12 protein-coding genes are annotated in these 12,303 nt (G+C 73.5%); 7 read left to right on the top strand and 5 right to left on the bottom strand.

Annotation, left to right across the window (positions count from 1 at the left end; all coding sequences use genetic code 11):
• Positions 1-7: 7 nt before the first annotated feature.
• Positions 8-802, bottom strand: coding sequence for a hypothetical protein (locus ACZ67Q_RS31995; RefSeq protein ID WP_471189345.1), 795 nt, complete (start codon positions 800-802; stop codon positions 8-10).
• Positions 803-1,131: 329 nt separating this feature from the next.
• Here ACZ67Q_RS31995 and purN point away from each other — a divergent pair, with 329 nt between their 5' ends.
• Together purN and purH are read left to right on the top strand one after the other, a co-directional pair.
• Positions 1,132-1,761, top strand: a complete 630-nt coding sequence (purN, locus tag ACZ67Q_RS31990; protein WP_471189342.1) for a phosphoribosylglycinamide formyltransferase — start codon at positions 1,132-1,134, stop codon at positions 1,759-1,761.
• Positions 1,758-3,320: a bifunctional phosphoribosylaminoimidazolecarboxamide formyltransferase/IMP cyclohydrolase gene (gene purH, locus ACZ67Q_RS31985; protein ID WP_471189340.1), complete on the top strand. Its 1,563-nt coding sequence runs from the start codon at positions 1,758-1,760 to the stop codon at positions 3,318-3,320. Before purN ends, purH begins: the two co-directional genes overlap by 4 nt.
• A gap of 99 nt (positions 3,321-3,419) precedes the next feature.
• Here the strand turns inward: purH and ACZ67Q_RS31980 are convergent, their stop codons facing one another.
• From ACZ67Q_RS31980 to ACZ67Q_RS31965, 4 genes are all read right to left on the bottom strand, one after another.
• Positions 3,420-3,890 (bottom strand): hypothetical protein, encoded by a 471-nt coding sequence (locus tag ACZ67Q_RS31980; RefSeq protein WP_471189337.1) that lies wholly within the window; start codon positions 3,888-3,890, stop codon positions 3,420-3,422.
• A gap of 104 nt (positions 3,891-3,994) precedes the next feature.
• Positions 3,995-5,554 carry a protein kinase domain-containing protein gene (locus tag ACZ67Q_RS31975; protein ID WP_471189335.1) on the bottom strand — a complete coding sequence of 520 codons (1,560 nt, stop codon included), beginning with the start codon at positions 5,552-5,554 and terminating at the stop codon, positions 3,995-3,997.
• Positions 5,551-6,303, bottom strand: a complete 753-nt coding sequence (locus ACZ67Q_RS31970; RefSeq protein WP_471189333.1) for an FHA domain-containing protein — start codon at positions 6,301-6,303, stop codon at positions 5,551-5,553. The genes ACZ67Q_RS31975 and ACZ67Q_RS31970 overlap by 4 nt, the downstream gene beginning before the upstream one ends.
• 130 nt (positions 6,304-6,433) lie before the next feature.
• On the bottom strand, positions 6,434-7,027 hold the full coding sequence (locus ACZ67Q_RS31965; RefSeq protein ID WP_471189330.1) for a hypothetical protein: 594 nt from the start codon (positions 7,025-7,027) through the stop codon (positions 6,434-6,436).
• Between the two features lie 261 nt (positions 7,028-7,288).
• Here ACZ67Q_RS31965 and ACZ67Q_RS31960 point away from each other — a divergent pair, with 261 nt between their 5' ends.
• From ACZ67Q_RS31960 to ACZ67Q_RS31940, 5 genes are all read left to right on the top strand, one after another.
• On the top strand, positions 7,289-8,143 hold the full coding sequence (locus tag ACZ67Q_RS31960) for a bifunctional methylenetetrahydrofolate dehydrogenase/methenyltetrahydrofolate cyclohydrolase (RefSeq protein ID WP_361632279.1): 855 nt from the start codon (positions 7,289-7,291) through the stop codon (positions 8,141-8,143).
• Positions 8,133-8,600 carry a DUF3017 domain-containing protein gene (locus tag ACZ67Q_RS31955; RefSeq protein WP_471189327.1) on the top strand — a complete coding sequence of 156 codons (468 nt, stop codon included), beginning with the start codon at positions 8,133-8,135 and terminating at the stop codon, positions 8,598-8,600. The genes ACZ67Q_RS31960 and ACZ67Q_RS31955 overlap by 11 nt, the downstream gene beginning before the upstream one ends.
• A gap of 866 nt (positions 8,601-9,466) precedes the next feature.
• Complete coding sequence (locus ACZ67Q_RS31950) at positions 9,467-10,612, top strand: sensor histidine kinase (RefSeq protein WP_471189325.1); 1,146 nt, start codon at positions 9,467-9,469, stop codon at positions 10,610-10,612.
• 25 nt (positions 10,613-10,637) lie between these two features.
• On the top strand, positions 10,638-11,306 hold the full coding sequence (locus ACZ67Q_RS31945; RefSeq protein WP_471189322.1) for a response regulator: 669 nt from the start codon (positions 10,638-10,640) through the stop codon (positions 11,304-11,306).
• Positions 11,307-11,545: 239 nt separating this feature from the next.
• A complete protein-coding gene (locus tag ACZ67Q_RS31940; RefSeq protein WP_471189444.1) occupies positions 11,546-12,004 on the top strand; it encodes a helix-turn-helix domain-containing protein in 459 nt (152 codons plus the stop codon).
• Positions 12,005-12,303: the final 299 nt, after the last annotated feature.

Below are 12,303 nucleotides of genomic sequence, written 5' to 3'. Positions count from 1 at the left end.
CCGCTTCTCAGCCCTCGCCCAGGAACCCGCGCAGCTCCGACGGCAGCAGTTGCTTGCAGGACTGCTTCGCCTCGTTGGTCAGGGCGTCGCCGGTGCACGTGTAGTAGTCGCGGTAGACGAGCTGCGACGCGAAGCCCGCGGCGACCAGGGCCAGGGCGAGGGACGCCGTGACGAGGCCGCTCACCGCGGCCGTGGTCTGTGGGCGCCCGGCGGCGTCGGAGGCACTGGAACGGGTTCTGCCGCGCAGGCCGCTGATGCCCCAGTACAGGGCGAGCGCGCCGAGCAGCAGGGCCACGTAGGGCCAGCCGAAGAGGGCGAAGAAGAAGGCCCACATGCCGGCCAGCAGCGAGTACCGGGCCCGGCGCTGCACCGGGTCGCTGGGGTCCCAGCGCATGGCGGGGCCGTTCCCGTCACCGCCGCCGGCCGGCTTCTCGGGGCCGGTGCCGGGCCGCTCGCCGAAGCCGCCGGAGGAACGGTCGGGCTGCCGGTCGCTCCACCGGCCCCAGGGCGATCCGCCGCCCTGCCCGTCACCGTCCTGCCCGTTGCCGCCGTGCCCGTTGCCGCCCTGCCCGCCCGCCGGGTGGCGCGGCTGCCACGGGCGGTCCGGGGTTCCCTCCGGCGGCGGCGCGAAGGGGTTGTCGTCGTCGCGGTCCTGGCCGCCGCGCCCCTGCCCGGAGCCGTCGGGCGCCTCCGGCGGGGAAGTCGGCCGCTCCCGCAGCAGCACGGTGCCACGCTCCCCTGTCTGGCCCGTGCGGGCCGGGTGCGGTGGGAACGTGAGGAGTCGCAGGCTGCGGTCCGGCATCAAGAGAGCGTCTTCCCCTAGGTGACTACGGCTGTCCGACGGTCGCCCGCGAGGCGCCCCCGCGCTGCTCCGGCAGGGGCTTCCACATGGGCTTCCACCCCGGAAACGCACCGCGCGTCCACCGCGTTCCCGAGTAGTTTCCTCCCAGACGCTACCCGCAGGCCGCGCCCCCGTCCCGTGGGGGCCTTCCCGTGTGCCGGTATCGTTGCTGACGGTCGGCCGCTTCGTAGACTTCCCCGTATCCCGGGGCGCGAAGCATTCGTACGAACGAACAAGTGCGGATGGACGGGCGGCCGCGCACCGTCGCTCCCCCGAGAAAGGGCCCCACCGTGGCCGCCAACTCCGTGGCCAAGCGCCTCGTCGTGCTGGTCTCCGGCTCCGGCACCAATCTGCAGGCGCTGCTGGACGAGATCGCCGCTGTCGGGCCCGAGGCGTACGGAGCCGAGATCGTGGCCGTCGGCGCGGACCGGGACGGCATCGAGGGGCTCGCCCGGGCCGAGCGGGCCGGACTGCCGACCTTCGTCGTCAAGGTCAAGGACCACGCCACGCGCGAGGAGTGGGACGCCGCGCTCGCCGGGGCCGTCGCCGCGTACGAGCCCGACCTCGTCGTCTCCGCCGGGTTCATGAAGATCGTGGGCAAGGAGTTCCTGGCCCGTTTCGGCGGGCGGTTCGTCAACACCCACCCCGCCCTGCTCCCCAGTTTTCCCGGCGCCCACGGCGTGCGTGACGCGCTCGCGTACGGCGCCCGGGTCACCGGCTGCACCGTCCACTTCGTCGACGACGGCGTCGACACCGGGCCGATCATCGCGCAGGGCGTGGTGGAGATCCGGGACGAGGACGACGAGAGCGCGCTGCACGAGCGCATCAAGGAAGTCGAGCGAAGGCTGCTCGTCGAGGTCGTGGGGCGGCTCGCCCGCAACGGCTATCGCATCGAGGGACGAAAGGTAGTTATCCAGTGACCGCCGAGAGCAACAAGCGGCCCCTTCGCCGGGCGCTCGTCAGCGTCTACGACAAGACCGGCCTGGAGGAGCTGGCCCGCGGGCTGCACGAGGCAGGCGTCGAGCTGGTCTCCACCGGCTCCACGGCCGGCCGGATCGCCGCCGCCGGCGTCCCCGTCACCAAGGTCGAGGAGCTGACCGGCTTCCCCGAGTGCCTGGACGGCCGGGTCAAGACCCTGCACCCGCGCGTCCACGCCGGCATCCTCGCCGACCTGCGCCTGGACAGCCACCGTGAGCAGCTCGCCGAGCTGGGCGTGGAGCCGTTCGACCTCGTCGTCGTCAACCTCTACCCGTTCCGCGAGACCGTCGCCTCGGGCGCCTCGGACGACGAGTGTGTGGAGCAGATCGACATCGGCGGCCCCTCGATGGTCCGCGCCGCCGCCAAGAACCACCCCTCCGTCGCGGTCGTCACCAGCCCGGCCCGCTACGGCGACGTCCTCGCCGCGGTCAAGGACGGCGGCTTCGACCTCGCCGCCCGCAAGCGCCTGGCCGCGGAGGCCTTCCGGCACACGGCGGAGTACGACATCGCCGTCTCCTCCTGGTTCGCCTCCGCCTACGCCCCGGCCGACGACTCGGCGTTCCCCGAGTTCCTCGCCGCCACCCTGGAGCGCGCGCACACCCTGCGCTACGGCGAGAACCCGCACCAGCCCGCCGCCCTGTACGTCTCCGGCGAGGGCGGTCTCGCGGCGGCCGAGCAGCTGCACGGCAAGGAGATGTCGTACAACAACTACACGGACACGGACGCCGCCCGCCGTGCCGCGTACGACCACGCCGAGCCCTGCGTCGCGATCATCAAGCACGCCAACCCCTGCGGTATCGCGGTGGGCGCGGACGTCGCCGAGGCGCACCGCAAGGCGCACGCCTGCGACCCGGTGTCCGCCTACGGCGGTGTCATCGCCGTGAACCGGCCGGTCAGCAAGGAGATGGCCGAGCAGGTCGCGGAGATCTTCACCGAGGTCATCGTGGCCCCGGACTACGAGGAGGGCGCCCTGGAGGCGCTCACCAAGAAGAAGAACATCCGGGTGCTGCGCTGCGCCGACGGCCCGGCCCACCCGGTCGAGGTCAAGCCGATCGACGGCGGTGCCCTGCTCCAGGTCGCCGACCGGCTCCAGGCCGAGGGCGACGACCCGGCCAACTGGACGCTCGCGTCCGGCGAGGCGCTCTCCTCCGAGGAGCTCCAGCAGCTCGCCTTCGCGTGGAAGGCGTGCCGCGCGGTGAAGTCCAACGCGATCCTGCTCGCCAAGGACGGCGCCTCGGTCGGCGTCGGCATGGGTCAGGTCAACCGCGTCGACTCCTGCAAGCTCGCCGTCGAGCGGGCCGGCGAGGAGCGGGCCCGGGGTTCGTTCGCGGCCTCGGACGCGTTCTTCCCGTTCCCGGACGGACCGCAGATCCTGATCGACGCCGGGGTGCGGGCCATCGTCCAGCCCGGCGGTTCCATCCGCGACGAGCAGGTCGTGGAGGCGGCGAAGAAGGCCGGCGTGACGATGTACTTCACGGGCACGCGCCACTTCTTCCACTGACAGCACCGAGTGTGACAGGGCGGTCTGACGGACCGTCATGACATGCGGACGGCCTCCGGCCCTCCCCCGAGGGGACCGGAGGCCGTCCGCTGCCGTGGATCAGCAGGGCCGCAGCGACCAGATCGGGTCCCAGGTGGCGGTGCCCGCCTGGTAGGCCGTCGAGGTCCAGCGGACGCTGCCGTCCTGGTTGAAGAACCGGGCGACCGTGCCCGGGGTCTGGTTGTTGGTGAACGGGCCGTCGCCGGTCCAGTTGGTGACGTTCCAGGTCTGGCACTTGTAGAAGTCGAACTTGGTGCCCTTGACCACCATGCACAGGTGGCCGTAGCCGCAGGCCAGGTCCTTCACCGCGGCCCTGCCCTTCGGCGCGGCGGTGACGGTCAGACCGTCGTAACGGACCTGGTCGGGGGTGACCTTGAGCGGCTTCGGGTGCCCGGCGAGCACCTGGTCGGCGGTCTGCTGGAGGGAGGTCACCCGGGTGCCGGCGGGGCCGGCGGCGGTGGCCGCCGCCGTGGAGCCGGCGACGAGTGCGGTGGCCGCGACGAGCAGCGCGGCGGGCTTGACGAGGTTCACGTGCGTTCCCCCTGAGAGACGAACGGTGTGGTCGCTCCGCCGGTGGCGGAGTGGTCCCACCGTCGCAGCGGCCGTCGCGCGCCGGTACCTCACACCTCTCAGGGTCACTGCTTCCCGGGTGGCGTGTACTCCTTGAGGTAGTGCGTGACGCGGTCGGCGTAGGCGCGGATCGCCGGGGGAACGCCGCCGGCCGCGTTCACCTTCTTGTACGACGTCCGGTACGCGGCGGCGAGCAGCACGCGCCGGTCGCCGTGCAGGCCGGTGGCGTGCAGCAGCGGTTCCATGTAGCAGAGGTAGCGGGCCACGGCCGGGATCGACTCGGCGGGGGAGAAGGGCGGCCTGGGGATCGCCGTGGCGGGTACGCCGTCGGCGCGGACCCACCAGCGCAGCAGACTCGGCGTCCAGCGGGCGATGCCGTACTCGCCCTCGCGGCCGGCGTGCGGGTCGGAGAGGTCCGGGTCGAAGTCGCTCTCCGCCTTCAGCAGCGCGGCGATCAGCGCCGGGGTCACCTCCGGCTGGACGCAGTCGTGCGCCGAGTCGACGATCAGCCGGCGGTAGCCGACGGGTACGCCCCGGTCGGTGCGGAGTTCGGCGGCGCCGTACACGGCGGGTGCGGCGGTGCTCTTGCCGTCACCTGAGCCGGCCGCCCAGTCGCTCACGCCGTACCCCAGCGCCGCGACGGCCAGCGTGGCGACGACGGCCCCCGTGACCGTCGTACGGCGGGAGCGGCGGCGCAGCCGGGGGAGCCGGCGGGGGCGCGCGGTGCCGGCCGCGGCGCTCACCCGGCGCAGCAGCTCCTCGCCGCCGACGCGCTCGGCGTGGGTGCGGGCCAGGCAGTCGCGCACGATGTCCCGCCACACATCGGGCAGTTCGGGGGCGAGACGTAAGGCGTCGGTGCCGCGGGCGTAGGCGACGGCCGCGTCGCGGCGGGCGGTCGGGGTGCCGCCGGGCAGCGGCAGGGAGCCGGTGAGGACGAGGTGGGCGAGGACGCCGAAGGCCCAGATGTCGGCGGACGGGCGGATCCGGCGGCCGCGTTCACCGATCTCCGTCCACAGCAGTTCGGGCGGCGTGTAGTCGGGTGTGGAGAACGCCGGGGTGTAGGCGTGCGTGCCCTCCAGTTCGGCCGCCATGTTGAAGTCGGCGAGGCGGACCGTGCCGTCCTTCATCAGCAGCACGTTGGCCGGTTTCAGATCGCCGTGCACCCAGCCCGCCGTGTGCAGTTGGTGCAGCCCCTCGCAGATCTGGGCGAGCAGCGCGGGACCGGCGGCGGGGCGCGGGGAGGCGGTGAGCAGCGCGGACAGGGAGCCCTCGGCCTTCTCCAGCACCAGCACGGTCGCGCCGTCCAGCTCCGGCCGGCCCGGGTCGTCGACGGTGAGCGTCTCGTACAGCCGGATCAGCCGCGGGTGGCGCAGCCTGCGGTGCAGGGCGACCTCGCGCTCCACGAGGTCGCGCAGGTGCGACAGGCGGCGCGGGGTGTTCGTGCCGGTCGGCAGGAACTTCAGCGCCGCCGTGCGCGGCAGGCCGGCGTCACCGGACTCGCCGGTGCGGCGGGCCTCGTAGACGCTGCCGAAGGCGCCCGTGGCGAGGGGCGCGCGGACCTCCCACGGCCCGACCCGGTAGCCCGGGGGCACCGGTACGGCGAACGGCTCGCCCGGAGCCTTCACCGAGGGGATCCGGAGGGCGCGCTCGCGCGCAGGACCACCAGGTCGTCCTCGCGGACCAGGTCGAAGCGGAGCGCCAGGGAGACCAGCGACTCCTTCTTGCCGTTCAGCCGGGGCCCGCTGTCGGCGGTGTCCGGACCGGGTTTGAGGCGCAGCTTCACGGCGAGGTAGTCGATGTTCCACTGCACGGTGGTGCGGGAGACGGCCGGCCAGGACGGGCGCAGCCGCTCCACGACCTGGTCGACGGTGGGCGGCGGGGCGTGCGGCGCGCCGCGCAGCCGCGGCTCGCACAGGGCGGCCAGGACCGCGAAGTAGCGCTTGGTGCGGTCCAGCGAGAAGGCGGGCGCGGTGGTGTCGCCGTCGCCGCAGCCGTCGGGATGGAGGTAGTCGTGGCGCGGCGCCCACACCTCGACGGGCAGCAGGTCGCCGGCCGCGGGCAGCACGATCCGCGCGAACTCGAAGGGGATCGGCGCGTCCAGCCGGCCCGGGCCGACCTTCACGTGCTCGCCGGCGCCCTCCGGGTTCTCGACGACGTACGTCTGGTCCCGGCTGAGGTTGCTCAGTATCCAGAAGGCGCCCTGCGCGGCGATCTCCCCGGCCCTGCGGGAGACCCCCTCGTGCGGGATGCGCAGGCGGTTGGCGTGCGCGGACCTGCCGAACGTGAGCCGCTCACCGGGGGCGAGACGGATCTGCTCGGCGGTGCTTCGCTCGTCCTCCGTGGTCGGCGGAGGTACCACGATGATGCTGTACAAGGTGCGTCTCCCCGTGCCTGACAGCTCGCGGTGCCAGAGTAGGGCGAACGCACCAGGGCCGTGTCCCCCTCGTACGGGTGAGACACGGCCCTCGGATGTGATTGGCGCGAACCGTATGGTCCGCTTCGCGTCAGTAACGCGGGCGGTTGAACCAGGCGGTCGCCGCGCCGTTGACCATGGAGGCCAGGATGATGCCGGCCATCGCGAGCGAGATCAGGCCGCCGAACGTCGCCGAGCCGCCACCGCCGTTGACGAGGTTGACGATGCCGCCGAGGATCATCAGCGCCGAGTAGACGATGGTGGTGATCCGGATGCCGCTGCCGCCGTTCTTGAACTTCACACCGAGGAAGATCGACAGCGCGCCCAGGGCCAGCATCAGGCCGGCGATCAGGAAGCCGAGACCGGCCAGGCCGCCGGTGTCGTCACCGGTGCCGACGCCGTTGGAGACGTCCTGGACGGCGCCGATGGCGACGCCGGCGATCAGGCCGATCAGGATCTGGAAGCCGGCCAGGATGAACAGCAGCACGCGGGCCGTCTTCATCAGGCCCGGCATCTCCATCGGCATGGCGTTGCCGGCCGGGTAACCGGGGTACCCCGGCTGCTGCGGGTAGCCGTAACCCTGCTGGGGCGGGACGCCGGGCTGCTGCGGGTAGCCGTAGCCCGGAGCGGCCGGCGGCTGCTGGGGCGGTGTCCCGTAGGGGTTGTTCGGGTCGCCGAAACTCATGGCGCGGTCCTTCCTCCGTTATGCCGAGTGCGGGGACGCGCGGCAACGCTCGGAGGAAGTTCTACAGATGCGGTTCGTCCCCCCGGTACTGCCCGCGGCACTGTGCCCCTCATCGTTCTTTAGATCCCCGTTACTTGTCCAGCCGGATTGCACAGGCGTTGTGCAAGTGCAACATCGTCGATCAAGACAGCTGAACGGCGGGAAGGGTGATGCCCGCACCCGGATTGGTACCGGGGGGCGGTCATCCGGGAGGATGGGGTCATGACCGCCCAGATTCTCGATGGCAAGGCCACCGCAGCCGCGATCAAGTCCGATCTGACCGCCCGCGTGGCGGCGCTGAAGGAGAAGGGTGTCACGCCCGGTCTCGGCACCATCCTCGTCGGGGAGGACCCCGGCAGCCGCAAGTACGTCGCGGGCAAGCACCGCGACTGCGCGGAGGTCGGCATCGCCTCCATCCAGCGTGAACTGCCCGCCACCGCCTCGCAGGAGGAGATCGAGGCGGTCGTGCGCGAGCTGAACGACGACCCCACGTGCACCGGTTACATCGTGCAGCTCCCGCTGCCCAAGGGCATCGACGAGAACCGCATCCTGGAGCTGATGGACCCGGCCAAGGACGCCGACGGCCTGCACCCGATGAATCTCGGCCGCCTCGTCCTGAACGAGCCGGCCCCGCTGCCCTGCACGCCCAACGGCATCCTCACCCTGCTGCGCCGCTACGGCGTCGAGCTGAAGGGCGCCGAGGTCGTGGTCGTCGGCCGCGGTGTCACCATCGGCCGTCCGATGCCGCTGCTGCTGACGCGGCGCAGCGAGAACGCCACGGTGACGCAGTGCCACACCGGCACCCGCGACCTGTCCGCCCACCTCAAGCGGGCCGACATCGTCATCGCCGCGGCCGGCTCCGCGCATCTGATCCGGCCCGAGGACATCAAGCCGGGCGCGGCCGTCCTCGACGTCGGCGTCTCCCGCAACGCCGAGGGCAGGATCGTCGGCGACGTCCACCCCGGCGTCGCCGAGGTGGCCGGCTTCATCTCCCCGAACCCGGGCGGCGTCGGCCCCATGACCCGTGCCCAGCTGCTCGTCAACGTGGTCGAGGCGGCGGAGCGCAGTGCCGGCTGAGGACTCGGACGAGCTTCAGGTACGGGACGCGGTCAGCGCGCCCGACGTCGACGGGCGGCCGCGGCGCACCACCCGGCGCTTCCCGCTGTTCACGCGGGACACCGCGCGCCCGGAGGGCGGCGGCCGGGCCGCGGGCGGTGACGCCCCGGCACCGGCCCGGCAGTGGCCGATGCTGGCGGTGCTCGGGCTGGTCGCGGTGGGCCTGCTGGTGACGGCGCTGGGCGCGTTCCGGATCGGCACACTGCTGATCGGTGCCGCGCTGCTCGGCGGGGCCGTGCTGCGCTGGGTCCTGCCGGGCGTGGGCATGCTCGCCGTCCGCTCCCGCTTCACGGACATCGTCACCTACGGCGTCCTGGGCCTGGCCATCGTGCTGCTGGCGCTGATGGCGCAGCCCAACCCGTGGCTGAGGATCCCCTTCCTGAAGGACACCCTGCACTTCACGGTGAGCAGCAGCTGAGGCGCCCGCCCGCGCCGTCCCGCGCGCGGGCAAGCACACCGGCCGCCGACGGCACGCCCGTCGTGGGCAGGCGCCTCGCCGGCCCGACCCGCCGCCGAAGCCCGCGGCGGACGTCCGGCACCGGCCGACCGAGCCCGGCCGCTGGGCGGCGCCTCACGTGCCCCGCGCGCGCAGCGCCGACCAAGGCCGGCAGCCCCGTGGCCCGTCCGTCTGGCGCCGGATGCGCCGTCGTGGCCTCGGTGGTCCGAGTCCCGCGTGGCCGCCCGGCGGCGTCTGGGTCGGGTGGTGGGCGCGGGCGGTGTCATCCGCCCGGTGGGTGCAGCGCCATCCTTGGCGGGGGCCGCTTGGTGGCGTGTTCGGCCGGCGTCGGGGTGCGCCGTCGTGGCCTCGGTGGTCCGAGTCCCGCGTGGCCGCTCGGCGGCGTCTGGGTCGGGTGGTGGGGCGCGGGCGGTGTCATCCGCCGGGTGGGTGCAGCGCCATCCTTGGCGGGGGCCGCTTGGTGGCGTGTTCGGCCGGCGTCGGGATGCGCCGTCGTGGCCCCGGCGGCCCGAGTCCCGCGTGGCCGCTCGGCGGCGTCTGGGTCGGGTGGTGAGGGCGGGCGGTGAGGCCCGCTTCGTGGGCGCAGTGCCGATCTCGGCCGGCGGCTTCGCGGGGCGTGCGGCCGTTGTCGGACGCGCCGTCGCCCGCCCCGCGTTCGCAAAGCGGTGACCCTGTGCCGGGCGGCCGGTCCTCGTCGGCGGGACGGCCATGGCGCCGCGGCTGCCTGTGCGCCGGGCGCGTCCTGGTGGCCCGTCGCCGTGGCTACAACCGCCGCGGTACGCCCGGCGTTTGACTCGCCGCTCCAGCGGCGGCGTTACGCTGCGGCGATGCGCCTGAGCATGCCCATGCCCCGCACGTATGTCGTGGACCCGCTGATCGCGCTCGGCATGCTCGCGGTGGCCGTGCTGCTGGGCCGGGAGTCGGTGGCGCAGGGCTGGCCGGAACTCGACGCCCGCGCCCTGCTGCTGGTCGCGCTCGCCCACCTGCCGGTCGCGCTGCGCGGCCGCCGGCCGCTCGCGGTGTTCGCGGTCGTGCTGCTGGCCGCGCTCGCCTACATCAGCCTCGGCTACTGGCCGGTCGTGTGCACCTTCGGCCCCATGCTCGCCCTGTACACGGTGGCGTCGGCGCGCCCTGCCCGCGTCGCCGTCGGCTGCGCGGTCTGCCTGGCCGCGCTGTGGGTGTACGCCGGTGCGGTCACCGACGGCTCCGCCATGGGCTCGGTGGTGGGACAGGCGCTGCTGTACACCTCGGTGCTGGTGTGGTTCGGCACGCTGGCGCGCCGCTCCGCCGAGCTGACCCGGCGGCTGCGCGCCGAGCAGGCCGAGCGGGCCCGGCGGGCCGTGGCCGAGGAACGCGGGCGGATAGCGCGGGAGTTGCACGACGTGGTCGCGCACCACATGTCGGTGATCTCGGTGCAAGCGGGACTCGCCCGGTTCGTCTTCGACGCCGACCCGGCGACGGCCCGCTCCGCGCTCGGCACCATCGCCGGCACCAGCACGGAGGCACTGGAGGAGCTGCGCCGCATGCTCCACGTGCTGCGCGAGGAGGACCCCGGGGCCCCCGAGCGTGCCGCCATCCCGACGCTGGCCCGCGTCGGCGACCTGGTCGAACGCATCCGCGCCGGCGGCGTCCCGGTGGAGCTCGCCGTCGAGGGCACCGCCCGGCCCCTGCCGCCCGGCGTCGAGCTGTGCGCGTACCGCGTGGTGCAGGAGGCCCTGACGAACGTCCTCAAGCACGCCCGGCACGCCCACGCGCGGGTGGAGCTGCGCTACGGCCGCCACGAGCTGACGGTCACCGTCACCGACGACGGTCGGGGGGCGATTTCGGACGATGTCCCGGCCGGGGCGGGACACGGCTTGATCGGCATGCGCGAACGGGCCAAGCTCTACGGCGGGACGATCAGCGTCGGCCCGCGCGCCGAGGGCGGCTTCCGGGTCAGGCTGACCCTGCCCGCGTCGCACCGCACCAGCTGAGCAACGTCGGGGGGACGGTGGACGGATGACCAGAGTGCTCGTCGTCGACGACCAGTTCCTCATCCGGGCCGGCCTCGTGGGCCTCCTCGACGCGGCGCCCGGATTCGAGGTGGCCGGCGAGGCGGGCGACGGGGCCGAGGCGGTGCGACTGGCCGCCGAGACGCGCCCCGACGTGGTCCTGATGGACATCCGCATGCCCGGCATGAACGGCATCGAGGCCACGACACGCATCCTCGCCGAGGCCGCCGACCCCGTCCCGCGCGTCCTGATCCTGACCACGTTCGACCTCGACGAGTACGTCTACGGCGCGCTGCGTGCGGGCGCGTCGGGCTTCCTGCTGAAGGACTCCGGCCCCGAGCGGCTGCTGGCGGCGGTCCGGGCGGTGGAAGGCGGCGACGCACTGTTCGCGCCGAGCGTCACCCGCCGCCTGGTCGAGGCCTTCGCCCGGAACCGCGACCCCGAGGGGCGGTCCGACGCTCCACCGGACCTGGCCGCTCTGACCTCGCGGGAACGGGAGGTCCTCACGCTGACCGCCCGCGGCCTGTCCAACCAGGAGATCGCCGACCGCCTCTACATCAGCGAGGCCACGGTCAAGACCCACCTCAACCGCACGATGTCCAAGCTGGACCTGGACAGCCGCGCCCAGGCGGTGGTCCTGGCGTATGAGACCGGGCTCGTGGTCCCCGGCTGCTGACGCCGCCGTACAAAACGGCGGCGGACCGTCCTCTCCCCCGAGCGGGGACGGGCCGCCGCCGGGAGCAACGTTTTCGCACCGTGCGGGGGCTGTTCAACGGCTGTCAGCGCGCTGTGCCACGGAAGTGACCATTCCGCTACGGTGTCCTGAACCTGCCACACCTGCGGAACCGTTTCCGCGTCAGCTGTCGTCACCCGATCCGACCGGACAAGGACGAGGGTGTGCGCGCGGAGGTGGCGATGAGCGGCTGGCGGCCGCTGCCGGACGGGCTGCCGCCGGAGGTACGGCACTTCGTGGCGCAGCTCAGGGAGCTGAAGGACGCGACCGGGCTCAGCCTGGCCGCCCTCGGTGCCCGCACCGCCTACAGCAAGTCCTCCTGGCAGCGTTACCTCAACGCCGTACAGCCGCCACCCCGGCAGGCCGTCACCGCCCTGTGCCGGGTCGCCGGGCTCTCCGCTCAGGACGCCGAACGGGTCGCGGTACGCCGGGAGGTGGCCGTCGAGGCCTGGCCGCGCCCCGAGCCGGCCACCACCGCGGACGGCGAGCCCTACGACGACGATCCGACCGTCCCGTGGTGGGAACAGCTCGAGGAGCCGTCCCCGCCGCGCCCCACCGGGCGGCGGCTGCTGCTCGTCGCCGTCCTGCTGCTGTGCGCCCTGCTGGTGCTCGGCGCCGTCGGGGTGCTCCTCGCCGCGTGAGCTGAGTGAGAGGTGTTCCCGACACCCCTGGGACGGGCGAGGTCACGCCTGTGTCCCCGTTGTGTCGATGTCTTGACAAGTTCCGGGATGTCCTGAGAAGCGCCCGGACAACGGCGCTAACGTGGCCGACCCGGGACGCTCCGGGACGTCCCACTGGACTGCGCGCGGCCGGCGTGCGACGGTGCACGCCCCGCTGCCGCACGCTCCCGTGCGCCCCCGTCCCGGGAACTGAGATCCTTGGTGGGCGCATCCCTGTGGGTAGCCAGAACGGGCACCGCGGCACAGGGCGCCAGGCGCGG

Source organism: Streptomyces sp. NPDC036813 (assembly GCF_055609245.1).
The sequence above is the reverse complement of the archived record's forward strand: the minus strand, read 5'-3'. Positions and strand labels throughout refer to the sequence as shown.